This is a genomic window from Candidatus Curtissbacteria bacterium (genome assembly GCA_024654445.1).
Classification (GTDB): domain Bacteria; phylum Patescibacteriota; class Microgenomatia; order Curtissbacterales; family GWA2-41-24; genus JANLHP01.
The window spans coordinates 67,811-89,978 of the sequence record JANLHP010000017.1; the positions used below are offsets into that span (position 1 = coordinate 67,811).

Below are 22,168 nucleotides of genomic sequence, written 5' to 3' on the forward strand. Positions count from 1 at the left end.
TGCTTTCCATAGGATAAGTTTGAGAAACTATGTAGACCTACGAGGTGTTTTTTTTATGCCTAAAAAGATAAGAAAAAATAAATTGGACGTTCTGGAAGGATTCTCTTTCCAACTTACTCATTGGATTGGTACTCCATTGTCTATAATCTTGCATACTTTATTATTCATGGGGATTTTTGCGCTCTCAATTTTTGGTGTCAGCACAGATAAGATTCTACTCATTTTGACAACAGCTGTATCGCTTGAAGCAATTTACATGGCAATTTTTATTCAAATGACGGTTAATAGAAATACTGCATCCCTGGAAGCAGTTGAGGATGAAATCGAAGATATCCGGTGAAAGTTGAAGAAATATCTGAGGACATCGAAGAGGATGACACGCAAGATAAAGCAATAATGGCAACGCTAAATCAAATAAATCAGGGTCTCAAAAAGTTACAGCGAGATATATCTTTGCTCGTTGGGAAAAAATGATTTGAGCTTTATCGCTTTGGAGATTGTTTCCCTTTTCGCGCTTTTTGCGCGTTTCCGTACTTTCGTCTTTCTTTAACTCTGGGGTCGCGTGTCAAAAGATGAGCTTTTTTAAGAATCGCTCTATATTCTGGACTCGCCGCACTCAACGCTCTTGATAGTCCAAGTATTATCGCGTCGATCTGGCTGGCTTTGCCTGAACCCACAACCCTGATTGTCGCGTAAAATGTATCGTTTGTTTTAGTTAACCTGAAAGGCTTTTGCCACATGCTTTTGGCGACTGCTGACGTGAAGTATTTTTCTGCAGGAGTATCATTTACAAGTGTCTCTCCTTTACCCGTAAAAAGTCTTATGCTCGCAGTTGCTTCTTTCCTTCGTCCGTGCACGGAAATATATCCGGGTGTTTTTTTGTTTGTAGTTATTGGCGGTGATGCTACCTCAGTTGTTTTTAATTCGTCGTTCATTTTGGTTTAGAAAATTTATCTTGAAAAGGGTTTTCGGAACCAGGAAAAATGTAAAGTTTTTTAAGCATACCTCTTGCTAATTTATTTTTCGGTAACATTCCTTTGACTGAATGCCTAATTAACTCCTCACTTTTTTGGCTTCTTACTTGTTGTGCAGTTTTAACCTTAAGGCCGCCTGGGTACCCTGAATGTCGATAATAAGGTTTATTAATTTCTTTCTTTCCAGACAGTTCGACTTTCGCTGAGTTAACCACAACAACGTTATCTCCACAATCCATATACGGCGCGTAGTAAGGTTTGTTTTTACCCATAAGGATGTGCGCGACTTCTGTGGAGAGTCTTCCTAGTATTTTTCCTTTTGCGTCTATTTGGCGCCACTCTCTTTTTATTTCTGCAGCTTTCGGGTTTTTCATTTCTTTTTGACTTCTGTTGACTTTGGCTTGGCAGATTTGGTCGTTTCTGTATCTACCGGTTTTTTGGCTAGAGTGGCCGCCCCTTTAGCTGTCTCCGGTTTGCTAGCCACGACAGCGACTTTAGGTTTTTCGAATTCTAAAATCTCTAGTCTTGCCATCGGAGAAGAATCTCCGGTCCTTGTATTTAGCTTGATAATTCGAGTGTAACCACCCGGTCTCTCTTTAAAGCCTGGTCCAATTTCCCTAATTAGTTTTTGGAAGGCATCTCGACTAAGAGTCGCGGCCAGACGTCTATTTTTGGATAACTTATTTTTAGCCGCAAGTGTAATGAGTTCTTCGATGTGGCCTTTTGCGAACTTCGCTTTTGTCAGAGTTGTCGTAATTTTTCCAGACACAAGTAGAGCGCTTGCTAAATTGTTCGTAAGCGCCTTTCTTGCGTTAGTATCCCTTCCAAGTTTGCGTCCAGAGTTTAAGTGTCTCACTTTGCCTCTATTCCTTTCTCTCTAAGCTTTTCCTCAACGAGGGAAATCGATTTAGGACCCATATTTTTCATCTTTAAGAGTTCTCTTCTGTCTCTGTCCAGAAAATCTCCTATCGTTTCTATCTTTCCCGATTTAAGACTATTTGTGAGTCTTACGGGAAGGTCGAGTTCTTCAAGAGAAGTGTTTCTTAGTTCACCAGTTACTTCAGTAACTTGTGTTTCTGGGACCTCTTTTTTCTTCGCCTGCTGAGGTTCGTAAATTGTTGCAAAATGATCTACCAAAATCTTAGCTGATTGTCTTAGTGCGTCTGACGCTTTTATGGTTCCGTCCGTTGTTATTTCCAGTGTTAATTTGTCAAAGTTTGTAACCCTTCCGATACGTGTTGCTTCTACTTTGTAATTAACATTAATAACGGGTGAAAAATTGGCATCCAGAGGAATTAATCCAATTTCGCCGGTTTTTCTCTCTGTTGCAAGAGAATAACCACTGCCGACTTCTGCAACCATTTGTACGGAAAGTCTGCTCTTGCTGTCTGCAAGATGTGCGATAGTCAAATCGGCATTGACTATTTCTACGCCTGCGCTTCTTTCAATATCGCTAGCCTTAACTTCTTTTGGACCTCTTACATCAAGAGATAATTTAACTGGCTTGTCTGAAGTTATTTTTAATCTTACTTTTTTGAGATTAAGAATAAATTCGACAATATCCTCGGACATTCCGGAAAGGGTAGAAAATTGATGACGAACACCAGCTATTTTGACTTGAGTAATAGCTGCGCCGGAAAGAGAACTTAAGAGTACTCTTCTGAGGGAATTTCCGATTGTGTGACCATATCCTTGATCTAAAGGTTCAATAATAAACTTACCAAAATTTGGTGTTTCTTTTTCTGTTTGGACTTCTATCTGTGATAAATCAAGCATCTAATTCACCTCCTTTTTTTAATTTAAGGGACAACCTACGGCCTGCCTGTCGGCAGACAGGTTTTCCCTTAATATTCCTTTTCCTTTAATGGACAAAATTAAACTGGCTAAGCCAGATTTAATTTTAGATTTTATGATAGCTCTTTCCATAATTTTATCTTGAATAGAACTCAACGATTAATCTTTCGTTTACTTCAACGTCTAAATCTTCACGTTTGGGCATAGCTGCAACTTTTCCAACAGTAGCTTTTCTTTCCAGCCACGGAGGAAGTTTCGCATCTTTTGTGTCCTCTATCAGTTTTTTAATGAAATCGAGGTTGGCAGTTTTTGTCGACAGAGAAATGACATCACCAATTTTAACATTGAAGGATGGTATTGTCACTTTCTTTCCGTTGACTAAGACGTGCCCGTGCGAAACGAGTTGCCTTGCTTGACTTCGGCTTGATGCAAGGTTTAAGCGATAAACGACGTTGTCGAGTCGGGTTTCCAGAATACTAAGAAGTGCCTCGCCGGTTGCGACTTTCTTGCCCGCCGCCATTTTATAGTACTTGGCGAATTGTCGTTCTAATATGCCGTACATTCTTTTTACTTTTTGTTTTTCTCGCAACTGAATTCCGTATTCGGAAAGCTTTCTTCTCATCTTTGCACCGTGCTGACCTGGAGGTCCTGCATTTTTTCTAGTAACTGGACACTTGGGTGAACCACAAAGGGCAACGCCTTCTGCTCGACAAAGTCTATGTTTTGGTCCTGTATATCTTGCCATTTTATGCTCTTCTCCTTTTTGTTGCTCTTGGCCCGTTGTGTGGAATCGGCGTTACGTCTGCAATCATTGTTATATCCAGACCGGCAGACTTGAATGCTCTAATTGCTCCATCTCTCCCCGGCCCGGGACCTTTAATATAAAGCTCGATTTTCGTGACTCCGAGTTCTTTGGCTTTTTTGGCTAGGTTATCAACTGTTGAAGTTGCAGCATAAGGAGTCGCTTTTCTTGCGCCCTTAAATCCGGATGCCCCAGCAGATCCCCATAAAACAGTATTACCGTTTTCATCGGTAATTGTGATTATGGTGTTGTTGAAAGTTGCAGTAACGTAAGCCCTTGCAGTGCTTAAACTTTTTCTACTTCTTTCTTTTGGCTTTGATTTGGTTTTTGCTTGTGCCATATATTATTGCTGTTTAGGTGGTTGGTTTGTAACCACTTCTTTTCTGACAGTTCCTATTGTTATTCGTTTGCCTCTTTTGGTTCTGGCGTTGGTTCTGGTTCTTTGTCCTCGTGCCGGTAAATTTTTCGTGTGTCTCGTACCCCTGTAGCTTCCAATTTCTTGCAACCTTTTAATGTTTCCTTGAACTTCGCGCCTTAGGTCGCCTTCGACTTTATATTCTTCAAGCGCTTTTTGCAACTTGCTTACTTCACCTTCCGTTAAGTTCTTCGTTCTTGTGCTTGGGTCTATTTGACATTTAATTAGAATATCTTTTGTCACCTTTGGCCCAACTCCATATATATAAGGAAGGGAGGCTTCTATTCGTTTTTCGTTTGGTAAGTCTACTCCTGCAATTCTTGCCATGTTATCCTTGTCTTTGCTTATGACGAGGGTTAACACAAATTACGTAAAGGACCCCTCGTCTTTTGACGATTTTACAATTTACACATCTTTTTCTAACGCTTGCTTGAACTTTCATACACTTTAAAGGGACACCTACGGTTTCCCTTTAATATTTCCTTTCTCTTTTAGTGGACGATTTTGTACTGGCAAAGCCAGATCCAAAATTAATTTTATATTTTAAACTCATATTACCTAAGTCTGTACGATATTCTCCCTTTTGTTAAATCGTAAGGCGTCATTTCAATCCTAACTCTGTCTCCGGGAAGGATTCTTACATAATGGATTCTCATTTTTCCGGAAAGATGGCAGAGAACAACCTTGTCTTCTTCAACGCTTGGCAGCGATCCTCTTGCGATTTTAACCCTAAACATTGTGTTGGGCAGAGCTTCAATTACTTCTCCTTCGACTTCAATGATTCCTGGCTTCATGACTTTTGATCCGAAACTGTATTGTACATAATTTAAAGATACGGCGTCAAGACTATAGGGCCACTTTTTGTGACTGCTATTGTTTTTTCAAACAACCCTCCGAGCGATCCGTCTTCAGTACTTATGGTCCAACCATCAGATTCCATCATTATATTACCAGAGCCTTCAGCGTAAATCGCTTCGACTGCAAGCGTCATACCTTCTTTAATTTTTAGTCCTGTTCCTTCTTCCCCAAAACCTGGAACCATTGGCTCTTCATGAAGTTCTCTACCAATCCCGTGACCCGTCAAGTTTTTTACAACAGAATACCCAGCTTCTTCTATATTTATTTGCAATGTCGCTGAAATATCTCCGATATGATTGCCTGGCTTTGCCTTTTTGATGGCTTCCTCCAAAGCTTTCCGGCCAACTTCTAAAAACTTTTCAGTGGACGGTTTGACTTTGCCTACCGGAACAGAAATAGCCATGTCACTATGGAAACCTTCGTAAAGTGCCCCTGTGTCGATGCTCAAAATATCGCCCTCCTCTAATTTTCTCTCTGTTGGTATGCCATGTACCACCTGATTATTTATCGTAATGCACGTCGCCCATTTGTAATCTTCGACTGTCGGAAAGGAAAGTTTCGCTCCATGTTTTTCTATTTCGTCTTGCGCGATTTTATCAAGATCTATACACTTTGCTCCGACTTTTACATTTTGTAAGACTTTTTTTAGAGCAAGGGCGGCAATTTTCCCAGAAATCTTCATTGACTCTATTTGCTTATCATTTTTTACCATCTTCATTTTCTTGTACTCTTGCCCTTATGTCTTCGTGAATTTCCTCAATAGTTCTTTCGCCGTCGATTTCAATTAACATTCCACTTTTTTCAAATTCAGAAATAAGTGGTTCAGTTTCCGAATGAAATAATTCCAGTCTTCTTTTTATAATATCTTCGCTGTCATCATGCCTTCCCCTTTTTGTGAGCCTTGTGAGCGCCTCATCGTCCGACACCTTAACGTAAATTGCTTTGTCTGCTTTGTAAGGCAGCTGTTCAAGTTGGGTTATGTTTCTTGGATAACCGTCCAAAACAAAACCACCTTTTGCGTCTGGTTTCTCTAACCTTTGTTTGAGTGCTTCTATTGTTATTTCGTTCGGAACAAGATTTCCTGTTTCGAGCGCGTATCTAATTTTTGCCGCATCTTCGTCATTGTCTTCGGCTTTATCCCTAAGAATTTGGCCCATTTCGACGTAAGGCAAATTTAATTTCTCTGCAAGCATTTTTGCCTGCGTCGATTTTCCTGATCCCTGAGGGCCAAGAAATATTAGTTTCATTATTTGCGCCTCCTCAAAAATGAATCATAATCTCTCATTACAAGTTGTGATCCTACCTGCTTGGTTGTTTCCAAAACTACCGAAACGACTATTAAAAGACCTGTACCCCCAACCATAAGCGTTGAAATCCCCGTTAGTCTTTGACCGATTGACGGAAGAATTGCGATAAGTCCTAAAAATAAAGCGCCAAAAAGCGTGATCCGAAGCGAGACATAATCCAAAAATGCTTTTGTTGGTTTTCCGGGACGAATTCCGGGGAGAAATCCTCCTTGTTTCATTAACATTTCGGAAATTTGTTTTGTGTTAAAAGCGACTGTGGTGTAGAAATACGTGAAAGCAACCACAAGTACAAAATATGTGACGTTATAGGCGATGCCTACAGGATTGAATGCTCTTTGAATGGTTTGTGCTAAATTTGCGACAAAAACGTTCGGTGATGATTGAAGAAAATTTGCAAATGTAGTTGGTAAGAGAATCAATGATACTGCGAAAATTATTGGTATAACACCTGCTTGATTTACTCTTAGTGGTATGTAACTTGAAACGACACTAGTTGCCGCATTTGCTGCCCTTCTTGAGTAATTTACAGGAATTGGCCTTCGTGCTTCCGTAACTATAACTATGGAGACGATGACCAAAAGAGCCATTGCTAAAAAGATTAGGATATTTCTGATTTGACTCGGGTCGAAAACGGACGCGGTCTGAAATAAAGTTACGGGTAACCTTGCTACTATTCCTGCGAAAATTATCATTGATATTCCGTTGCCTATGCCCTTTTCTGTAATCAGTTCTCCTAACCACATCAACAGAATCGTGCCGGCGGCCATCGTCGCGACGAGTGAAAGAAGGCTTAAGGGTGTAATCGTAGAGATGATTTGAGAGTTTCTCAAAAGAATATACATACCAAATGACTGCATTACAGCAAGGGGAACAGTGAGGTACCTTGTGTACTGGTTAATTTTCTCTCTACCCGATTCTCCTTCCTTTGCCATCTCGTCTAGTTTTGGAATTACCAATTGCAAAAGCTGCATGATAATGCTGGCGTTAATGTAAGGATTTAGGCCGAGGGACATAACAGAAAAATTAGCTAAGGTTCCGCCGGAAAAAATGTCGAGAAGAGAGAGTAGCTGACTTTGAGCAAAAATGTTTTTGATTGATGCTAAGTCGACACCTGGAACAGGGACGAAGGCGAAAATTCTAAACACGAGAAATATAAATGCTGTGAAAAGTATTTTCTTTCTTAATTCTTTTACTCTGAATATTTTCCTGATTAGTTCTAAATATTTCATTTGCTAGGTATTTCTTTTTTAGGTGAAGGTTTAACTGGTTTTTTGGTTGTTGTTTTTTCTGTCTTTTGGACATCACCAGGTAGGATTTTACCTCCTGCTTGGGTGATTTTTTCTGCTGCGCTTTTTGATGTCGGGAGAGCAATGTTAAGAGAATTTGTTAGAATTCCTTCGCCTAAAATTTTGACTCCATAGACTTTTGCATCTGCCTTATCAACGATTCTTAATTCTATTAGGGTCTCTAGATTAACTGCTGATCCTTTGGGAATGCTACTTAAGTCGCGCAGGTTTACAACTAGAGGTTTTTTAGATATCTTTTTATTCCCTTTGCCTCTTCTATAGGGGAGCCTTTTGAAAAGAGGCCTTTGACCACCTTCAAAATGAGGATGTCCAATTGATAGTTTTCCTCTTGCATTTTGACCTTTTTGCCCCCTGCCGCTGGTTTTCCCTTTCCCTGATCCCGGCCCTCGGCCAATCCTTTTCGGGGAGTTCTTTTTTAGTTTTGGTAATTTATCAAGTTTCATCTTTCAAGACTTTTAAGCGCTTCCAAAGTTGCGTAAACGTTGGAAGCTTGATTTTTAGTTCCAAGAACTTTACTTGAAATATTCCTAATTCCAGCTGCTTCTACTACGCTTCTTACTGCGCCGCCTGCAATTACACCCGAACCTTCGGGAGCGGGTTTAAGGATGATTTTTGCGGCTCCTCTTTTAATATAAACATCGTGAGGAATCGTTCCGTTTACCAAAGGCACCTCTATTAAATGCTTTTTGGCGTAAGCGATTCCTTTTCTTATTCCAGAAGATACGTCTTTTGCTTTTCCAAGACCCACACCTACTCTGCCTTTTTTATCGCCTATTACCATCAAAACGGAAAAGCCTATTTTGTTTCCGCCCTGAGTTTTTTTGGATACCCTGTTGACTTGAATGACTTTTTCGTCGAATTCTTTAGGTTGGTCTTGATAATATGGATTTGCCATTTTTAGAAGATTAACCCTCCTTCTCTCGCGCCTTCTGCGAGCGCTTTAACTCTTCCACTATATTTGTAGCCTCCACGGTCGAAAACTACTTTTTTGATTTTTTTAACAAGCGCGGCTTTTGCGAGTTCTGTTCCTACCTTCTTCGCTTTTTCGACTTTATTTTCCTTCTCGCCAGACTTGATGGCACTTGATGCCGCAACAAGCGTTTTAGAGTTTGTGTCGTCTATTATTTGTGCGTACAAGAATTTATTAGATCTGTACACAGTCAGTCGTGGCTGTTCGCTGGTTCCCGAAATTCTTCTTCTTATTTTGAAATGTCGCTTTTGTCTTTTAAGTTGTTTGTTTACCATAGATTATTGCGCAGTTTTGACTGCTTTGCCTGCCTTTCTTCTTACAATCTCACCGGCGTATTTGATACCTTTCCCTTTGTAAGGCTCAGGCGGTCTTACTCTTCTGATTTTAGCGGCTACTTCACCGACCAGAACTTTATCGGCGCCGCTTATTATTATTTTGTTTTCTTTGGCTTCGATATTTATACCTTTGATTTGTTCAAAGGTCACGGGATGCGAATATCCAATATTCAATACCAGACTCTCGCCTTGTTTTGCTGCGCGGTAACCAACACCAACGAGTTCCAAAACTTTTTCGTGCCCATCTGTTACACCCTTTACCATATTTGCAATAACGCTTCTGGTTAACCCGTGAAGAGATTTAGCAAATTTTGTTTCTGAAAGGCGATTTACGTCTACTTTCCCGTCATTCACATCGACTTTTATTTCTGGACGAATTTGGAATGACAATTCACCCTTTGGGCCCACTACGTTAATTTGAGAATCCATCACGGAAACCGTAACGCCTTGTGGGATCGGTACTGGTTGTTTTCCTATCTTTGACATAATATGCTCCTTTCAGTCGCAAGAATCTCAAAGTTCAAAGTGCAAAGTTCAAAATTGAGGAAGCCAAAAGATTTTTGGCTTTTTATTTTGATATTTGATATTTGATATTTGATATTTTTGGTTACCATACAATACATATCACTTCTCCCCCTAATTTTTTAGACCTTGCATCGCTTCCCGTCATAACACCTTGAGGTGTAGAAACAATTGTTATGCCTCTTCCGCCTTTTATAGACTTAATATCTTTGCTTTTTGTGTAAACTCTAAGACCTAATTTAGAGACTTTTTTGACTTCTTTTAACTTTGGTTTATTGTTTTCGTATAAGAGACCTACTTCGAGTTTAGTGTCTGTTTTTTGAACGCTAGCGATAAATTTACTTTTTTCTAAAACTTTAGCAATCTCAAATTTGAATTTTGAATGCGGCATAGAAACGGTTTGTTTCCGGGCCATATAACCATTTTTTATCGCAACTAACATGTCTGCTATTGGATCCACTGTTTTGCTCCTTTCTGTCGCAAAAATTTTAAATTTAAAATTTCAAATTTAAAGTTAATTATTACCATGATGATTTTTTCACTCCTGGCACTTCTCCTTTATGAACAAGTTCCCTGAAACAAAGCCTGCACATACCAAATTTTCTTAGATAAGCCCTTGGCCTGCCGCATAGACGGCAACGGTTTCTGTGCCTTACTTCAAATTTCTGCTTTTTATCGTTTTTAATAACTTTAGATTTTCTTGCCATTTTTAAACTTTTCTAAATGGAACTCCAATTTGTTCCAATAATTTTTTGGATTTCTCTGGATCACTATTTTTGATAACGATTGTGACAACTAAACCTCTAACTTTGTCTACTTTCGAATAATCAACTTCCGAAAATAGAACTTGTTCCGCAATACCGAGACTGTAATTGCCCGCACGGTCAAATTTATCTGTCGTAAGCCCGCGGAAATCTCTCATTTTTGGTAGAACTATAATTGTTAATTTTTCTAAAAAGTTCCATGCCTTCTTGCCTCTTAGGGTAACTGCAAGTCCTATTTCGTCTCCTTGTCTCAGAGAGAATCCCGAGATAGCTTTTTTTGCTTTCGTAACCCTTGGTTTTTGTCCAGAAATAGCTGCCAGTTGTTCCGCTGCTTTTGCCATTACTTCTTTGTTCCCTGCAGCTTCTGCTAGCCCCATATTCAAAACGACTTTTTCGATACGGGGAACCGAGAGGTTGTTCGTAAGTTTTAATTCCTCTTTTAACTTTGGTAACACTTGTTCGTTGTATATTGCCTGCAGTGATGCCATTTTATATTTCTCCTTTACACTTCTTGCATATCCTTTTTTTAGTTTTACCTTCTATTTGAAACCCAACCCTTGTCGGTTTACCGCATTTAGGGCAAATAAGAGCTGCTTTAGATATAACAATTGGTCTTGTTATTTCATATATACCGGCCTTTTGAGTTGCGGTCGCTTTTTTATGCCTTTTATAAACGTTTACTCCAGCGACCACTATTTTGCTTTCTTTGGCCAAAACTTTTTCGACTTTGCCTTTTTTACCTTTGTCTTTGCCTACGTTTATTAAGACTTCATCACCGGCTTTAATTTTTAACATTTTAAACGACCTCCTTGGCGAGTGACGCAATTTTAGCGAAACCTTTTTCTTTTACTTCCTGCGCGATGGGTCCGAATATTCTGGTTCCCCTAGGTGCTTTTGTTTGGTCTATTATCACGGCAGCGTTTTCGGAAAACCTGACGTATGAGCCGTCTCTTCTTCTCGTTTCTTTTCTTGTTCTGACAATTACAGCCTTAACCTTTTCGTGATCTTTAACTTGTCCTGTTGGACTTGCTCCGTGGACAACACACGTCGCAATTTCTCCAAGCCTGAGAAACCTTTTCCCTGTGCCCTTACCCATACCAATTACATAGAGACCTTTTGCGCCACTATTGTCTGCAACAATTAGTTTTGATCTTTTAATGAGCATTTAAGATACAACCTCCAAAACTTTAAAATGGACATCTTTTGAAAAAGGTTTTGATTCTATGATTTTGACGGTTTGACCAACCTTAACTTCTAGATCGTTATGCGCTTTAAATTTTTTGGTTCTTGTAATTTGCTTTTTGTACAGAGGATGCTTTATCTTGCTTGCTACATTAACAACGACTGTGTTTTGCATTTTGACAGAAACCACTGTACCTTGTTTAACTTGTGGCATTTTTGTCCTCCTTCGCTACTTTGTCTGCACTTATTTTTGCCGAAAGTATAGTCTTAGCTATTGCTATTTCTTTTCTCTTTGAATTTGCCATGTGTACGTTTTTAACTTTTCCCATTCTTGTTTCTAGCTGAGTGTTAGCAACTTCTTTTCTAAAATCTTGAATTGTTTTTTTAAGATCATCTACTGTTTTATTTTTTAAACTATCAAATTCGTTTTTTTTCATCTTTATCCTTTTGTTACTATTTTTGTCTTAAGTGGTAACTTATGAGCTGCAAGTCTCATTGCCTCCATGGCAACTTTTTCCTCTACTGCTCCCATTTCAAAAATGATTACTCCAGGTCTTACAACTGCAACGTATTGGTCAACGTCACCTTTACCAGAACCCATACGGGTTTCTGCTGGCTTTTTGGTAACAGGTTTGTCTGGAAAAATCCTAATCCAAATACGCCCACCTCTTTTGGTATAGTGAGTCATTGCGCGCCTTGCCGCTTCAATTTGCCTGGCAGTCACCCAACCCGCCGCCTGACTTTTGAGTCCATATGAACCAAAGGCGAGGACGCTGCCTCTTATCGAGACGCCACCCATTTTCCCTCTAAATTGTTTCCTAAATTTTGCTCTTTTTGGCGCTAACATGGTTTGCTCCTTTCAGTCGCAGAAAGTTTAAAGTTCAAAGTGCAAAGTTCAAAGTTAAGGAGGTTAACTTCGTTAACTTTTAATTTTATTGTTCGAGCGAAGTCGAGAACTTCCATAAATTTGATTTTTGACTTTTGATTTTTGATGTTGTTATTCATGCTTCTTGTTTTAATATCCAAACTTTTACTCCCACGATTCCTGCTTTTGGAACTTTAACGTGTATTTTGGCAAAGTCTATTTCCGCTCTAATTGTGTGCAGTGGTATGGCACCGTCTTTTACAGTTTCACGACGTGCTATTTCCGAACCACCAAGTCTTCCTGCAAGCGATATTCTTACGCCTTTTGCGCCCGATCTTTTTGCTCGTTCCAAAGATTGAGACATTACTCTCCTAAACGGTATTCTTCTTGTCAGCTGGTCGCCGATGTTTGTCGCAACCAGATAGGCATTTAGGTCCGGAGATTTAACTTCCTCAAATTTTATTTCTAATTTACCCGGATCCGAGATTTTAAATTTTTTGATTAACGCTTCTTTAAGTTGTTCAATCCCCGTACCTCCTCTGCCGATTGCGACACCGGGTCTTGCTACGTGAATAAATATGGTTCTTTTGTCGAAGGACCTTTCGATTTCTACTTCAGTTATACCTGCAGCTCTAAGGTTTTCCATTAAGTACTTTCTCAGCTGTTGATCTTCAAGTAGCTGCTTTGCGTATACTTCACCCTTTGGCGCAAACCATCTTGACTTCCAGGTGTAAACGGTTCCTAATCTGAATCCGAAAGGACTAACTTTTTGTCCCATTTTCCCCTCCTTCAATAACTTTTTCTTTTGGCTCTGACTTTGCTTTTGGCTGACCTTCAAGAACAATCCTTATGTGGCTTGTCCGTTTAAGAATCGGGTGAGCTCTGCCTCTTGAGACTGCTCTGTATCTTTTAAACACGGGTCCTTTTGTCACTATTATTGACTTGAACGATAATGTGCCTTCATCTAAATTAAAATTATTCTTGGCGTTTGCTATTGCCGATGCAATTACCTTCTTTACGGGTTTTGCCGCAGATTTGTCAACAAAATCCAGGACTGCAATGCCGTCAGCCGGTTTTACTTTTTTGATTTGATCAGTAACAATGCTGACTTTTTGCGGTGATATTCTTATGTTTTTAGCTGTTGCAATTACTTCCATTTGTAACCTCCGGTTACTTACTAATTTGAACTAATTTTGCTAATTTATACGAATATTTGTTCATATTCGGTTTAATTTGTTCGTATTCGTTAAAAAATTTCATTTTTTTGCTGATGATTTTTCTGTCATTTTGCCGTGTCCTCTAAAAGTTCTGGTTGGCGCGAATTCACCGAGCCTGTGACCTACCATTGGTTCGGAAACGAAAACATTAATGAATGTTCTGCCGTTATGAACGGAGAACGTATGATTTACAAATTCGGGCGCAATCTGGCTAGCCCTAGCCCAAGTTTTAATAGGTGCTTTTTGTGCAGCCTGTTTTTGGGCCATAACTTTCTTCATTAATTTTTCGTCAACGTATGGACCTTTCTTACTCGATCTACTCATTTTGACTTTAAGGGCAAACCTAACGGTTTTCCCTTAATATTCCCTTTCCCTTTATTGGACAAATTTGGACTGGCAAACCCAGATCCAAATTTTAATTTTAGATTTTTAAAATTAATTGTCATTTACGTCGTCTCGATAATATGAATTTGCTTGATGGCTTATTCCTGTTTCTTGTTTTCTTACCCATTGCCGGTTTACCCCATGGAGTTTTTGGATTCATTCCTGTGCCGGATTTTGCTTCTCCACCACCGTGTGGATGAGAACCGGGATCCATGGCAACACCTCTAACTTTTGGTTTCATGCCCATGTGTCTGGCCCTTCCCGCTTTTCCGATTGAAATCTTTTTCCATTCGACGTTTCCCACTTGGCCAACTGTTGCATAACAGGTAGCGTTAACTTTTCTGACTTCTTTTGAGGGAAGTTTTATGTGTACCCAAGTTCCTTCTTTTGCGGCAACTATTGCTCCCGCCCCTGCACTTCTAACGATCTGGCCGCCTCTGCCGGGAATGAGTTCTACATTGTGGATTACAGTCCCAATAGGCATTCTGCCAAGAGGTAGCGCGTTACCCGGTTTGATCACTGCAGCTTGGCCGCTGACCACGTTAATATTTACATTCAGACCAACTGGAGCAAGAATATATCTTTTTTCGCCGTCGACATAATGCAAAAGGGCGATATTTGCAGATCTGTTAGGATCGTATTCAATGCTAGCTACTTTTGCCATAATTTCCCTTTTGTTTCTTTTAAAATCTACTTGCCTAAAATTTCTTTTATGGCCGCCACCCTTTCCTCTGACCGACACTTTACCGGTGCCTGCCCTTCCCCCTGTTTTGTTGAGTGCGGAGACAAGAGTTTTTTCGGGCTTTGTTTTTGTTATTTCTTCAAACGTTAGCCCTGATTTAAATCTTTGTCCTGGTGTTGTTGGTCTGTAAATTTTAATTGCCATTTATTTTTCCTTCCCTTCTATATTTGCTATTTCGACGTCTTTTTCTTTGCCGGATGTTTTTGTTTTTTTGGAAGCGGTTTTTGGTGAAAGTATTGCAATCTTTTGGCCCGCTTTTAAAGTTACTATTGCTTTTTTGCCCCCTCCGCTTTTTGTGAATTTTTTAGTTTTGTTGACCCTTTTTGTTTTTGGTTTAACAGAGGCAATGTTTACGTTGACAACGTCTACTGAAAATAAGTTTTGGACATATTTTGCAATTTCTTCTTTTGTAGAGTGCTTTTCTACCATAAAAGTGTAGATACCTTTTTCCATGAGGCCATACGCTTTTTCAGAAAGTATTGCTTTTTGCACTATGTTTTTATTTGTCATTAAATTTTTCTACCGCCTCCTTCGAGAGTAAAAGGTTTCTTACTTGTAATACTCGATACGCGTTAAGTCCCTGAGGAGTGTCGATAAGAATTCCTTTGATATTTCTGGATGCGAGTTTTATATTTTGGCTTTTTTGTGAAACTACAAGTATCGTTTTTCCAGAAATTTCCAGCCTTTTCAAAAGATTTGCAACGATTTTTGTTTTTGGTTCAACTTTTTCTAAATTAGTAATTACTTTTATTTGTCCTGCTTCAGTTTTAGTGGAGAGAGCGGAGATTAATGCTTTGTGCTTCATTTTTTTAGGCAGGGATAACTTCACAATTTTTGTTTGTGGCCCAAATGTTATTCCTCCACCAACCCAAAGCGGAGACCTTCGAGACCCCGCTCGTGCCCTTCCTGTTCCCTTTTGTCTCCATGGCTTCGCTCCTCCACCTCTTACTTCACCACGGGTTTTGGTATTTGCAGTATTGCTTGCTTCATTGAACCTATAGATTCTGAGGGCTTGCGTTAAAAGCTTCTCGTTCGGCTCTTGACCAAATATTTCTTTTGGCAGTGCCACCACTCCGGCTGCCTTTCCTTGCATGTCGAAAGCTTTTGCACTTGGTCTTTTAACAGCCGCAGTTTTTGCGACAGGTTTTTTAGCAACTGCCACTTTTGGTTTTAGTTCAGTTTGAGCTTTAACACTTTCACTCATTTATCTTTCCCTCCGCTTTGATCAGGTCGTTCGACTCTGAGGGATGAGCCCTCGGGCTCAGATTCGATGAGACCTTCGTCTTTTTGCTCAGTTTTTTGGGGTTTTTCTTCCCCCTTTGGTTTATCGCCATCTTCGGACTTGCCTTCAGTCTTCTTTTCTCCTTCTCCTTCTCCTTCATCTTCATCCGGTTTTTCTTCCGGAGGCGCAATATATCTTTTAACTTTTCCTGTTTTTTCGATTATTAAATAGCCGTTTTTGGCGCCTGGCACTGCTCCTTTTACTAGTAGCAAGTTGTTGGCAATATCAACTTCTATTACTTCCAGCCCTATCGTTGTTGATTGTGCGCTCCCATAATGCCCCGCCATTTTTTTGCCTTTTAAAACCCGCCCCGGCGTTGTTCCCTGCCCGATAGATCCTGGAGCACGATGTCTGTCTGATTGTCCATGGGTTTTAGGACCTCCGTGGAATCCCCATCTTTTAATTCCCCCTGCAAAACCTTTTCCTTTTGATATTCCAGTTACTTTAACGGCATCTCCTTTTGCAAAAAGGGAGACAGTTATCTTATCTCCAATTTTTATTTCGCCTTCACTTTTAACTTCTTTTCTAAACTTTGGTGCGTAGCCAAGATCTGTTATAAATTTATTGTCAGTTTTTTTGACTTGTTTCTTTGTGCCAAAGCCTAAAAGGACTTTCTTATCCCTTAACTGAGCAATAACGTTCGGTTCAACGCGCAAAACAGTAACGGGGATTCTTTGACCCCTCGTGTCATAGCCTGATTTCATTTCTCCTTTTATTCCAATAATTGTGTTTAACATTTAAGTTTCCCAAAAAGTACTAAAAAAGCAGGACTCCTTGAAATTAATCACATTCCTGTGAGTTTCAGGTGCCCCACCAATTAACGTCTCTCGTTAATCGATTATTATTTAATTGTTTTTTCGCCTCTCGATGTACTCATTACATCTTTAGCTCAATATCAACTCCAGCCGGGAGTTCCAAATGAGTCAAGGAATCAACTGTTTTTAGAGAGTGAAACACTATCAAACAACGACTTTGATAGTAGTGAAACTCTCGCAAGACAGTTGACGAACTTACATCTTAAGTTCTATATCCACACCTGCTGGCAATTCAAGATGAGTAAGTGAGTCAATTGTCTTATTCGTTGGTTCGATGATGTCAATAAAGCGTTTATGGATTCTCATTTCGAATTGCTCTCTCGCGTCTTTGTCTGTATGAGGCGAAGTGAGTACGGTGAATTTTCCGATTTTGGTCGGGAGTGGAACTGGCCCGGAAATTTTGGCTCCGGTTGAGAGCCCAGTATTTATAATATCCCGACAAGCAATATCGATTACCCTGCCGTCGTACGCTTTAAGTTTTATTCTAATTCTACCTTTAGGCATCTTTTAATGTGCTCCTTTTTTCCCTTCGACTACGCTCAGGGAATATTTACTTTTTGTCATCCTGAACTCGATTCAGGATCCAGATTCTATCGCTTCGCTCCAGAATGACAGTTATTGGTCGAGAAATTCTGTAGTGCAAAAAGAGCCGAGAGTTAATTAACTTAAGCGGTTAGGCTTGAAGATTAAACTGGTTGAATTCATGTAATGTGTTCTTTCTTCGACTCGACTCGAACAAAATCACTCGAACAATTGTAACAGTGCAAATTGTACAAAAAAAGACCTCTTTGTGCAACTTATCTGCAAGCTTCTGTTAGGCTTGTAGTAAGTGGCTGTTTGAGATCTTGTCTTATTTAGGCAACTATCTTGCTTACAACGCCGGCACCAACAGTGTGGCCGCCTTCACGAATTGCGAATCTAAGGCCCTCGTCCATAGCAACTGGAGCAATTAACTTGACCTTCATTTTGACGTTGTCGCCAGGCATAACCATTTCGGTTCCTTCAGGAAGTGTGGCTTCACCTGTGACGTCTGTGGTTCTAATGTAGAATTGTGGCCTGTAACCAGTGAAAAATGGTGTGTGCCTTCCGCCTTCTTCTTTAGTTAAGATGTAGACTTCTGCTTCGAATTCGGTGTGAGGTGTAGCGGTACCCGGTTTTGCCAAAACTTGTCCTCTTTCAACATCGTCTTTTTCAACGCCTCGAAGAAGAACGCCGACGTTGTCACCGGCTTGACCTTCATCGAGTTGTTTTCGGAACATTTCGACACCTGTAACGACAGTTTTCTTGGTTGGTCTGATTCCAACAATTTCGATTTCGTCGTTAACTTTTACGATTCCCCGCTCTACTCTTCCTGTAACAACTGTTCCTCGGCCTTTAATAGAAAAGACGTCTTCTACAGGCATAATAAATGGTTTGTCGAGGTCTCTTACTGGTGTTGGAATCTTTTCGTCGACTGCTGCCATCAGATCTTCGATCGCTTTTTCCGATTCTGCATCGCCTTCGAGGGCCTTTTTTGCGGATCCGCGGATGATTGTTGCGTTTTTACCGTCGAATTCGTATTTGTCCAAAAGCTCCCTGACTTCTAGTTCGACCAAGTCGAGCAGTTCAGGGTCGTCTACCATGTCGACTTTGTTGAGGAAAACGACGATCGCTGGAACATTGACCTGTTTGGCAAGAAGTACATGCTCTCGTGTTTGAGGCATAGGGCCGTCTGGTGCGCTAACAACTAGAATCGCACCATCCATTTGTGCTGCACCTGTAATCATGTTTTTGATGTAATCAGCGTGACCCGGGGCGTCGATGTGGGCGTAGTGCCTTTTTTCTGTTTCGTATTCTACGTGGGTAATATTAATAGTAATTCCACGTTGTCGCTCTTCTGGAGCGCTGTCGATCTGCTCAAAGCTTCGGGCTTCGGCGTGACCTTTTTTGGCAAGAACAGTGGTAATCGCACTTGTAAGCGTGGTTTTACCGTGGTCGACGTGACCAATTGTTCCAATATTTACGTGCGGTTTAGTTCTTTCAAATTTTTCAGCCATGTTTCTTTTTAAAACAACAGATCAGCCAAAAGAGGCTGATTCGTTTGCTAAGTTTAATATAAAAACTTTCCCAAATGCAAGTAGTTAAAACGTTTTATGTCGGTTTTAACTTTCTTTGCTTTCGCCTCTATTTTTAGCAACTATTTTATCTGCTATATTACTTGGTACTTCTTCGTAGTGGGATGGTTCCATATAAGCGGACCCTCGACCTTGAGTCATTGAGCGGAGAGTTGTGACGTAGCCGGACATTTCTGCAAGAGGAACGATGGCGTTGATGATGACGCTGTTGCCATGGTGGTCAGAACCGTGAATTTGAGCCCGTTTTGCGGAAAGATCACCAATGACATCGCCCATAAATTCTTCGGGGATTGTTACTTCAACTTTCATAATTGGCTCGATTAGCACGAGTTCGGCGTTTTTTGCGGCCGCTTCTAAGGCCATGCTGCCCGCGATTTTAAAGGCGATGTCACTTGAATCAACGTCGTGGAAACTACCGTCGTAGACTGCTGCTTTTACGTCAACAAGCGGATAGCCTGCAAGAACTCCCATGTCGAGTTTTTCCTTTACACCTTTTTCGACTGAGCCGATAAATTCCTGAGGAATCGCACCACCTTTAATTTCGGAAACAAATTGAGAACCTTCACCTCTTGGTTGCGGCTCGACCCTGATGAAACAATGTCCGTATTGACCGCGGCCGCCGGATTGTTTGATGTATTTGCCTTCGCCCTTACCGGTTTGCTTGATCGTTTCGCGGTAAGCAACTTGTGGGCTACCGATATTTGCAGAAACTTGGAATTCCCTTTTCATCCTGTCTACCAAAATTTCTAGGTGGAGTTCACCCATACCTGAAATAATAGTTTGGCCTGTTTCCGGATCTCCTTTTATACGGAATGTTGGATCTTCTTCGGAAAGTCTGCCCAGAGCATAACCGAGTTTTTCCTGGTCGGCTTTAGTTGTCGGTTCGATAGCAAGAGAAATAACAGGTTCTGGGAAAGAAATATTTTCGAGAACAATAGGGGCTGCGGGGTCGCAAAGAGTGTCACCAGTTACAGTATTTTTGAGCCCGACGACGGCGACGATTTCACCGGCGTATGATTCCGGGATTTCTTCCCTTGTGTTTGCGTGCATCAAAAGAATTCTTCCGATTCGCTCTGTATTCTTTTTAGTGGAGTTCATAACGGAAGCACCGGCCTTCATAACTCCAGAATAAACCCGAACGTAAGTAATTTTACCGACATGGGGGTCGATTTGGATTTTGAAAGCAATTCCACAAAATGGAGAATCTTTATCTTGTTTTCTTTTTTCCGCCTCTCCCGTTTTTGGATTGATACCTTCGATTTCCGGAATATCCATAGGGGACGGCAAGTATTCAACAACTGCGTCAAGAAGTGGCTGGACGCCTTTGTTTCTAAGGCTAGATCCTGCCAGAACAGGGACAATTTTGTAATCGATTACTGCTTTTCTTAAAACCTTTTTGAGTTCTTCGACAGATAATTCCTCGCCTGCGAGATATTTCTCGAGTAGTGTGTCGTCACCTTCGGCAATTTTTTCAATAAGTTCGTGTCTGTATTTTTCGACGTTTTCTTTTTCGCTATCTGGAATCGGTACTTCTGTAAATTTCATTCCGGATTTATCGCCTTCATCCCAGGTGTATGCTTTTTGAGTTAAAAGATCGATTATGCCTTTAAAATCATTTTCTTTCCCAAGCGGAAGATTATAAGGATAAGCAGGGGCTCCAAGTTTATCACGAATGGACTTTAAGGTAGCGTAGTAGTCTGCGCCAAGTTTATCCATTTTGTTAACAAAACATACTCTTGGAACTTTGTATTTGTCAGCTTGTCTCCAAACCGTTTCAGATTGCGACTGAACTCCTTCTTCGGCATCCAAGACTGTAACGCCACCGTCCAAAACGCGAAGCGATCTTTCGACTTCTGCGGTGAAGTCAACGTGTCCTGGCGTGTCGATAATATTGATTCTAGTTTCTACGTCTTTATAAGGACCGGACTTTGGAGTCCAAAAAGTAGTGACAGCTGCAGAAACTATGGTAATTCCTCTTTCTCTTTCCTGCTCCATCCAATCTGTTACCGTTGTTCCTTCATCGATGTTGCCGAGTTTGTAAGATCTACCTGTGTAATAGAGAATTCGCTCTGTAGTCGTCGTTTTGCCCGCGTCGATGTGGGCAATAATGCCAATGTTCCTTATTCTATCCAGCGGATACAACCTATTTGTTTTTTCCTGTTGAGCTTGGGCCATATTTTTATTGTGTCAATGTGTCAAAGTATCATGTATCACTGTTTATGCTTTGACACTTTAAGTCTTAGACGCTTTGATTCATTTTAATCTCTTACTTGGAAAGCTTTTCTTTGGTGGAGTTAGCTTGACCGATTCCAATTGGAGGACGTTCTATCTTTCTTATTTCTGCTTTAATTTCGGCAACCATGGCCCGAAGCACAGAAACTTCTTCGTCCGCGAGTTCCCAGGCGGCGTTTTCGTTCCAAGCAGCACCAGAATCTTGATAAGCTTCTCCATAACGAGTCAGAGCATCTTTGAGTTTGACCTCCTCGAGCTCTTTTAGCTTTGTCCTAAGTTGTTTTAACTTCTGTCCTTTTGATAATGCCATGTTTCTGATTTTAAGGGACAACCTAATAAGCAAAGCTTGCGGTCCTCGTCCTTCGGACTGCGGGCCTAACGGTTTTCCCTTAATATTCCCTTTCCCTTAATGGAGAAATTTAAACTAGCAAAGCTAGATTTAAATTTCGATTGTATTGCACTGTCATTCTGAATGAAATGAAGAATCTAGATCCTTCGCTGCGCTCAGGATGACATTTATACGCAAATTTCATTTAAGCAGAAAATGCTTCCCTTATACAAGGGTCATTTCGGCTTGTTCCGCGACATCCGTTTTGAGCAAAATCCAAGAGGATAACGGAGGATTCTTAAGCGGGAATTATATGCTAGACATTTGGTAAAAGTCAATTTGTTAATTTACCATCTGAAATGGGAAAAAGCTTTTAGATAGTTACTACGGACCGAAAGGTCCGGAACTATCGCAAGGCGGAACACATTACCACCGGAAATGTGAGAACGCCTTATTCGCCTCTGCCATGCGATGCATTTCTTCCCTTTTGGCGACAGCTTTACCTGCACCTTGAGCTGCTTCTTGAAGTTCGGCCACGATTTTCGCGGCAATCGGTGGTAATTTGCCTATTTTTTCGACGTCTTTTGGAGACCTGCTTCTAGCTGCATCTACCAACCAAGTTAAGGCAAGAGATTGCCTTCTTGGTCCACGTACTTCAATAGGCACCATGTAAGAGGCACCGCCAACTCTTCTTGGTTTAACTTCCATTTTAGGGGTGATATTTTCGAGGGCTCTTTCGAATAAAACGATTGGGTCTTCGCCTTTTCTCTCTATTTCTGCAAAAGCTCCGTAAACCGCTTTTTCGGCGATGGTTTTTTTACCGTCTTTCATTACCTTGTTGATGAATTTGGTCACAAGAGGGCTATTGTAGATTGGGTCTGCGCCCACTTGCCTTTTTATGATTTTTCCGGTTCTAGGCATAGAAACCTCCGGTTTCTTGCAAATTTGAACTAATTTTG

The 22,168-nt window shown here is 40.6% G+C and carries 37 protein-coding genes; 1 reads left to right on the plus strand and 36 read right to left on the minus strand.

Annotated features, from left to right (window positions below; genetic code table 11):
* Positions 1 to 55: 55 nt before the first annotated feature.
* Entirely contained in the window at positions 56 to 340 is a 285-nt protein-coding gene (locus tag NUV69_02605) for a hypothetical protein (protein ID MCR4324551.1), read from the plus strand.
* A 142-nt stretch (positions 341 to 482) separates the two neighbouring features.
* Here NUV69_02605 and rpsI read toward each other — a convergent pair whose 3' ends face one another.
* The 36 genes from rpsI to rpsG all read right to left on the minus strand — a co-directional run bounded on the left by rpsI (position 483) and on the right by rpsG (position 22,130).
* A complete protein-coding gene (gene rpsI, locus NUV69_02610) occupies positions 483 to 935 on the minus strand; it encodes a 30S ribosomal protein S9 (GenBank protein ID MCR4324552.1) in 453 nt (150 codons plus the stop codon).
* Positions 932 to 1,348, minus strand: a complete 417-nt coding sequence (gene rplM / locus NUV69_02615; protein MCR4324553.1) for a 50S ribosomal protein L13 — start codon at positions 1,346 to 1,348, stop codon at positions 932 to 934. The genes rpsI and rplM overlap by 4 nt, the downstream gene beginning before the upstream one ends.
* On the minus strand, positions 1,345 to 1,830 hold the full coding sequence (gene rplQ, locus NUV69_02620) for a 50S ribosomal protein L17 (protein ID MCR4324554.1): 486 nt from the start codon (positions 1,828 to 1,830) through the stop codon (positions 1,345 to 1,347). The genes rplM and rplQ overlap by 4 nt, the downstream gene beginning before the upstream one ends.
* Complete coding sequence (locus NUV69_02625) at positions 1,827 to 2,750, minus strand: DNA-directed RNA polymerase subunit alpha (protein MCR4324555.1); 924 nt, start codon at positions 2,748 to 2,750, stop codon at positions 1,827 to 1,829. The genes rplQ and NUV69_02625 overlap by 4 nt, the downstream gene beginning before the upstream one ends.
* Before the next feature lie 154 nt (positions 2,751 to 2,904).
* Positions 2,905 to 3,513, minus strand: coding sequence for a 30S ribosomal protein S4 (rpsD, locus tag NUV69_02630; protein ID MCR4324556.1), 609 nt, complete (start codon positions 3,511 to 3,513; stop codon positions 2,905 to 2,907).
* Between the two features lies 1 nt (position 3,514).
* Positions 3,515 to 3,910, minus strand: a complete 396-nt coding sequence (rpsK, locus tag NUV69_02635) for a 30S ribosomal protein S11 (protein MCR4324557.1) — start codon at positions 3,908 to 3,910, stop codon at positions 3,515 to 3,517.
* A gap of 3 nt (positions 3,911 to 3,913) precedes the next feature.
* Positions 3,914 to 4,312 carry a 30S ribosomal protein S13 gene (gene rpsM / locus NUV69_02640; GenBank protein MCR4324558.1) on the minus strand — a complete coding sequence of 133 codons (399 nt, stop codon included), beginning with the start codon at positions 4,310 to 4,312 and terminating at the stop codon, positions 3,914 to 3,916.
* A 1-nt stretch (position 4,313) separates the two neighbouring features.
* The gene (rpmJ, locus tag NUV69_02645; protein MCR4324559.1) at positions 4,314 to 4,427 is read right to left on the minus strand and encodes a 50S ribosomal protein L36; all 114 of its coding nucleotides are present in this window, start codon (positions 4,425 to 4,427) and stop codon (positions 4,314 to 4,316) included.
* A 112-nt stretch (positions 4,428 to 4,539) separates the two neighbouring features.
* Positions 4,540 to 4,779 (minus strand): translation initiation factor IF-1, encoded by a 240-nt coding sequence (gene infA, locus NUV69_02650; GenBank protein ID MCR4324560.1) that lies wholly within the window; start codon positions 4,777 to 4,779, stop codon positions 4,540 to 4,542.
* A 32-nt stretch (positions 4,780 to 4,811) separates the two neighbouring features.
* Positions 4,812 to 5,561, minus strand: a complete 750-nt coding sequence (map, locus tag NUV69_02655; protein MCR4324561.1) for a type I methionyl aminopeptidase — start codon at positions 5,559 to 5,561, stop codon at positions 4,812 to 4,814.
* Positions 5,542 to 6,090 carry a nucleoside monophosphate kinase gene (locus NUV69_02660; protein ID MCR4324562.1) on the minus strand — a complete coding sequence of 183 codons (549 nt, stop codon included), beginning with the start codon at positions 6,088 to 6,090 and terminating at the stop codon, positions 5,542 to 5,544. The genes map and NUV69_02660 overlap by 20 nt, the downstream gene beginning before the upstream one ends.
* Positions 6,090 to 7,379 carry a preprotein translocase subunit SecY gene (gene secY / locus NUV69_02665; protein MCR4324563.1) on the minus strand — a complete coding sequence of 430 codons (1,290 nt, stop codon included), beginning with the start codon at positions 7,377 to 7,379 and terminating at the stop codon, positions 6,090 to 6,092. The genes NUV69_02660 and secY overlap by 1 nt, the downstream gene beginning before the upstream one ends.
* A complete protein-coding gene (gene rplO / locus NUV69_02670; GenBank protein ID MCR4324564.1) occupies positions 7,376 to 7,900 on the minus strand; it encodes a 50S ribosomal protein L15 in 525 nt (174 codons plus the stop codon). The genes secY and rplO overlap by 4 nt, the downstream gene beginning before the upstream one ends.
* Entirely contained in the window at positions 7,897 to 8,352 is a 456-nt protein-coding gene (gene rpsE, locus NUV69_02675) for a 30S ribosomal protein S5 (GenBank protein ID MCR4324565.1), read from the minus strand. Before rpsE ends, rplO begins: the two co-directional genes overlap by 4 nt.
* 2 nt (positions 8,353 to 8,354) lie before the next feature.
* Positions 8,355 to 8,702: a 50S ribosomal protein L18 gene (gene rplR / locus NUV69_02680; protein ID MCR4324566.1), complete on the minus strand. Its 348-nt coding sequence runs from the start codon at positions 8,700 to 8,702 to the stop codon at positions 8,355 to 8,357.
* 3 nt (positions 8,703 to 8,705) lie between these two features.
* Positions 8,706 to 9,248 carry a 50S ribosomal protein L6 gene (gene rplF, locus NUV69_02685; GenBank protein ID MCR4324567.1) on the minus strand — a complete coding sequence of 181 codons (543 nt, stop codon included), beginning with the start codon at positions 9,246 to 9,248 and terminating at the stop codon, positions 8,706 to 8,708.
* A gap of 121 nt (positions 9,249 to 9,369) precedes the next feature.
* Positions 9,370 to 9,744, minus strand: coding sequence for a 30S ribosomal protein S8 (rpsH, locus tag NUV69_02690; protein ID MCR4324568.1), 375 nt, complete (start codon positions 9,742 to 9,744; stop codon positions 9,370 to 9,372).
* Between the two features lie 61 nt (positions 9,745 to 9,805).
* A complete protein-coding gene (locus NUV69_02695) occupies positions 9,806 to 9,991 on the minus strand; it encodes a type Z 30S ribosomal protein S14 (GenBank protein ID MCR4324569.1) in 186 nt (61 codons plus the stop codon).
* Between the two features lie 2 nt (positions 9,992 to 9,993).
* Positions 9,994 to 10,536 carry a 50S ribosomal protein L5 gene (gene rplE / locus NUV69_02700; GenBank protein MCR4324570.1) on the minus strand — a complete coding sequence of 181 codons (543 nt, stop codon included), beginning with the start codon at positions 10,534 to 10,536 and terminating at the stop codon, positions 9,994 to 9,996.
* A gap of 1 nt (position 10,537) precedes the next feature.
* Positions 10,538 to 10,843 carry a 50S ribosomal protein L24 gene (gene rplX, locus NUV69_02705; protein MCR4324571.1) on the minus strand — a complete coding sequence of 102 codons (306 nt, stop codon included), beginning with the start codon at positions 10,841 to 10,843 and terminating at the stop codon, positions 10,538 to 10,540.
* A gap of 1 nt (position 10,844) precedes the next feature.
* A complete protein-coding gene (rplN, locus tag NUV69_02710) occupies positions 10,845 to 11,213 on the minus strand; it encodes a 50S ribosomal protein L14 (GenBank protein ID MCR4324572.1) in 369 nt (122 codons plus the stop codon).
* Positions 11,214 to 11,420, minus strand: a complete 207-nt coding sequence (gene rpsQ, locus NUV69_02715) for a 30S ribosomal protein S17 (protein MCR4324573.1) — start codon at positions 11,418 to 11,420, stop codon at positions 11,214 to 11,216.
* 10 nt (positions 11,421 to 11,430) lie between these two features.
* Positions 11,431 to 11,667: a 50S ribosomal protein L29 gene (gene rpmC / locus NUV69_02720; GenBank protein ID MCR4324574.1), complete on the minus strand. Its 237-nt coding sequence runs from the start codon at positions 11,665 to 11,667 to the stop codon at positions 11,431 to 11,433.
* A 2-nt stretch (positions 11,668 to 11,669) separates the two neighbouring features.
* Positions 11,670 to 12,077, minus strand: coding sequence for a 50S ribosomal protein L16 (gene rplP / locus NUV69_02725; protein MCR4324575.1), 408 nt, complete (start codon positions 12,075 to 12,077; stop codon positions 11,670 to 11,672).
* A 154-nt stretch (positions 12,078 to 12,231) separates the two neighbouring features.
* Positions 12,232 to 12,873: a 30S ribosomal protein S3 gene (rpsC, locus tag NUV69_02730; protein MCR4324576.1), complete on the minus strand. Its 642-nt coding sequence runs from the start codon at positions 12,871 to 12,873 to the stop codon at positions 12,232 to 12,234.
* Positions 12,857 to 13,252 (minus strand): 50S ribosomal protein L22, encoded by a 396-nt coding sequence (gene rplV, locus NUV69_02735; protein MCR4324577.1) that lies wholly within the window; start codon positions 13,250 to 13,252, stop codon positions 12,857 to 12,859. Before rplV ends, rpsC begins: the two co-directional genes overlap by 17 nt.
* A 99-nt stretch (positions 13,253 to 13,351) precedes the next feature.
* Positions 13,352 to 13,636 (minus strand): 30S ribosomal protein S19, encoded by a 285-nt coding sequence (rpsS, locus tag NUV69_02740; protein MCR4324578.1) that lies wholly within the window; start codon positions 13,634 to 13,636, stop codon positions 13,352 to 13,354.
* Between the two features lie 118 nt (positions 13,637 to 13,754).
* Positions 13,755 to 14,582, minus strand: a complete 828-nt coding sequence (rplB, locus tag NUV69_02745) for a 50S ribosomal protein L2 (protein MCR4324579.1) — start codon at positions 14,580 to 14,582, stop codon at positions 13,755 to 13,757.
* Positions 14,583 to 14,948 carry a 50S ribosomal protein L23 gene (locus NUV69_02750; protein MCR4324580.1) on the minus strand — a complete coding sequence of 122 codons (366 nt, stop codon included), beginning with the start codon at positions 14,946 to 14,948 and terminating at the stop codon, positions 14,583 to 14,585.
* Positions 14,938 to 15,642, minus strand: coding sequence for a 50S ribosomal protein L4 (rplD, locus tag NUV69_02755; protein ID MCR4324581.1), 705 nt, complete (start codon positions 15,640 to 15,642; stop codon positions 14,938 to 14,940). Before rplD ends, NUV69_02750 begins: the two co-directional genes overlap by 11 nt.
* A complete protein-coding gene (gene rplC, locus NUV69_02760) occupies positions 15,639 to 16,457 on the minus strand; it encodes a 50S ribosomal protein L3 (GenBank protein MCR4324582.1) in 819 nt (272 codons plus the stop codon). The genes rplD and rplC overlap by 4 nt, the downstream gene beginning before the upstream one ends.
* Before the next feature lie 273 nt (positions 16,458 to 16,730).
* Entirely contained in the window at positions 16,731 to 17,039 is a 309-nt protein-coding gene (gene rpsJ, locus NUV69_02765; protein MCR4324583.1) for a 30S ribosomal protein S10, read from the minus strand.
* Positions 17,040 to 17,389: 350 nt separating this feature from the next.
* Positions 17,390 to 18,571: an elongation factor Tu gene (tuf, locus tag NUV69_02770; protein ID MCR4324584.1), complete on the minus strand. Its 1,182-nt coding sequence runs from the start codon at positions 18,569 to 18,571 to the stop codon at positions 17,390 to 17,392.
* A gap of 105 nt (positions 18,572 to 18,676) precedes the next feature.
* Complete coding sequence (gene fusA, locus NUV69_02775; GenBank protein ID MCR4324585.1) at positions 18,677 to 20,824, minus strand: elongation factor G; 2,148 nt, start codon at positions 20,822 to 20,824, stop codon at positions 18,677 to 18,679.
* Positions 20,825 to 20,915: 91 nt separating this feature from the next.
* Positions 20,916 to 21,191: a hypothetical protein gene (locus tag NUV69_02780; GenBank protein MCR4324586.1), complete on the minus strand. Its 276-nt coding sequence runs from the start codon at positions 21,189 to 21,191 to the stop codon at positions 20,916 to 20,918.
* 444 nt (positions 21,192 to 21,635) lie between these two features.
* Positions 21,636 to 22,130 carry a 30S ribosomal protein S7 gene (gene rpsG, locus NUV69_02785; GenBank protein MCR4324587.1) on the minus strand — a complete coding sequence of 165 codons (495 nt, stop codon included), beginning with the start codon at positions 22,128 to 22,130 and terminating at the stop codon, positions 21,636 to 21,638.
* Positions 22,131 to 22,168 lie beyond the last annotated feature (38 nt).

What these genes read in the sequence shown, in the direction of transcription:
- fusA (MCR4324585.1), bottom strand. Translation starts at nt 20,824, where the DNA reads ATGGCCCAAGCTCAACAGGAAAAAACAAATAGGTTGTATCCGCTGGAT.
- rplR (MCR4324566.1), bottom strand. Translation starts at nt 8,702, where the DNA reads ATGGTAAACAAACAACTTAAAAGACAAAAGCGACATTTCAAAATAAGA.
- rpsE (MCR4324565.1), bottom strand. Translation starts at nt 8,352, where the DNA reads ATGGCAAATCCATATTATCAAGACCAACCTAAAGAATTCGACGAAAAA.
- NUV69_02695 (MCR4324569.1), bottom strand. Translation starts at nt 9,991, where the DNA reads ATGGCAAGAAAATCTAAAGTTATTAAAAACGATAAAAAGCAGAAATTT.
- infA (MCR4324560.1), bottom strand. Translation starts at nt 4,779, where the DNA reads ATGAAGCCAGGAATCATTGAAGTCGAAGGAGAAGTAATTGAAGCTCTG.
- rplM (MCR4324553.1), bottom strand. Translation starts at nt 1,348, where the DNA reads ATGAAAAACCCGAAAGCTGCAGAAATAAAAAGAGAGTGGCGCCAAATA.
- rpmC (MCR4324574.1), bottom strand. Translation starts at nt 11,667, where the DNA reads ATGAAAAAAAACGAATTTGATAGTTTAAAAAATAAAACAGTAGATGAT.
- rpsC (MCR4324576.1), bottom strand. Translation starts at nt 12,873, where the DNA reads ATGGGACAAAAAGTTAGTCCTTTCGGATTCAGATTAGGAACCGTTTAC.
- rpsD (MCR4324556.1), bottom strand. Translation starts at nt 3,513, where the DNA reads ATGGCAAGATATACAGGACCAAAACATAGACTTTGTCGAGCAGAAGGC.
- rplV (MCR4324577.1), bottom strand. Translation starts at nt 13,252, where the DNA reads ATGGAAGTAATTGCAACAGCTAAAAACATAAGAATATCACCGCAAAAA.
- NUV69_02780 (MCR4324586.1), bottom strand. Translation starts at nt 21,191, where the DNA reads ATGGCATTATCAAAAGGACAGAAGTTAAAACAACTTAGGACAAAGCTA.
- rpsJ (MCR4324583.1), bottom strand. Translation starts at nt 17,039, where the DNA reads ATGCCTAAAGGTAGAATTAGAATAAAACTTAAAGCGTACGACGGCAGG.
- rpsI (MCR4324552.1), bottom strand. Translation starts at nt 935, where the DNA reads ATGAACGACGAATTAAAAACAACTGAGGTAGCATCACCGCCAATAACT.
- rpsK (MCR4324557.1), bottom strand. Translation starts at nt 3,910, where the DNA reads ATGGCACAAGCAAAAACCAAATCAAAGCCAAAAGAAAGAAGTAGAAAA.
- NUV69_02750 (MCR4324580.1), bottom strand. Translation starts at nt 14,948, where the DNA reads ATGACAAATAAAAACATAGTGCAAAAAGCAATACTTTCTGAAAAAGCG.
- rplO (MCR4324564.1), bottom strand. Translation starts at nt 7,900, where the DNA reads ATGAAACTTGATAAATTACCAAAACTAAAAAAGAACTCCCCGAAAAGG.
- NUV69_02625 (MCR4324555.1), bottom strand. Translation starts at nt 2,750, where the DNA reads ATGCTTGATTTATCACAGATAGAAGTCCAAACAGAAAAAGAAACACCA.
- rpsM (MCR4324558.1), bottom strand. Translation starts at nt 4,312, where the DNA reads ATGGCAAGAATTGCAGGAGTAGACTTACCAAACGAAAAACGAATAGAA.
- NUV69_02660 (MCR4324562.1), bottom strand. Translation starts at nt 6,090, where the DNA reads ATGAAACTAATATTTCTTGGCCCTCAGGGATCAGGAAAATCGACGCAG.
- rpmJ (MCR4324559.1), bottom strand. Translation starts at nt 4,427, where the DNA reads ATGAAAGTTCAAGCAAGCGTTAGAAAAAGATGTGTAAATTGTAAAATC.
- rpsG (MCR4324587.1), bottom strand. Translation starts at nt 22,130, where the DNA reads ATGCCTAGAACCGGAAAAATCATAAAAAGGCAAGTGGGCGCAGACCCA.
- rplB (MCR4324579.1), bottom strand. Translation starts at nt 14,582, where the DNA reads ATGGCAATTAAAATTTACAGACCAACAACACCAGGACAAAGATTTAAA.
- map (MCR4324561.1), bottom strand. Translation starts at nt 5,561, where the DNA reads ATGAAGATGGTAAAAAATGATAAGCAAATAGAGTCAATGAAGATTTCT.
- secY (MCR4324563.1), bottom strand. Translation starts at nt 7,379, where the DNA reads ATGAAATATTTAGAACTAATCAGGAAAATATTCAGAGTAAAAGAATTA.
- rplC (MCR4324582.1), bottom strand. Translation starts at nt 16,457, where the DNA reads ATGTTAAACACAATTATTGGAATAAAAGGAGAAATGAAATCAGGCTAT.
- NUV69_02605 (MCR4324551.1), top strand. Translation starts at nt 56, where the DNA reads ATGCCTAAAAAGATAAGAAAAAATAAATTGGACGTTCTGGAAGGATTC.
- rplF (MCR4324567.1), bottom strand. Translation starts at nt 9,248, where the DNA reads ATGTCAAAGATAGGAAAACAACCAGTACCGATCCCACAAGGCGTTACG.
- rpsS (MCR4324578.1), bottom strand. Translation starts at nt 13,636, where the DNA reads ATGAGTAGATCGAGTAAGAAAGGTCCATACGTTGACGAAAAATTAATG.
- tuf (MCR4324584.1), bottom strand. Translation starts at nt 18,571, where the DNA reads ATGGCTGAAAAATTTGAAAGAACTAAACCGCACGTAAATATTGGAACA.
- rplE (MCR4324570.1), bottom strand. Translation starts at nt 10,536, where the DNA reads ATGGCATCACTGCAGGCAATATACAACGAACAAGTGTTACCAAAGTTA.
- rplP (MCR4324575.1), bottom strand. Translation starts at nt 12,077, where the DNA reads ATGTTAGCGCCAAAAAGAGCAAAATTTAGGAAACAATTTAGAGGGAAA.
- rplX (MCR4324571.1), bottom strand. Translation starts at nt 10,843, where the DNA reads ATGTTAAAAATTAAAGCCGGTGATGAAGTCTTAATAAACGTAGGCAAA.
- rplD (MCR4324581.1), bottom strand. Translation starts at nt 15,642, where the DNA reads ATGAGTGAAAGTGTTAAAGCTCAAACTGAACTAAAACCAAAAGTGGCA.
- rplN (MCR4324572.1), bottom strand. Translation starts at nt 11,213, where the DNA reads ATGCTCATTAAAAGATCAAAACTAATTGTTGCAGACAATAGTGGCGCA.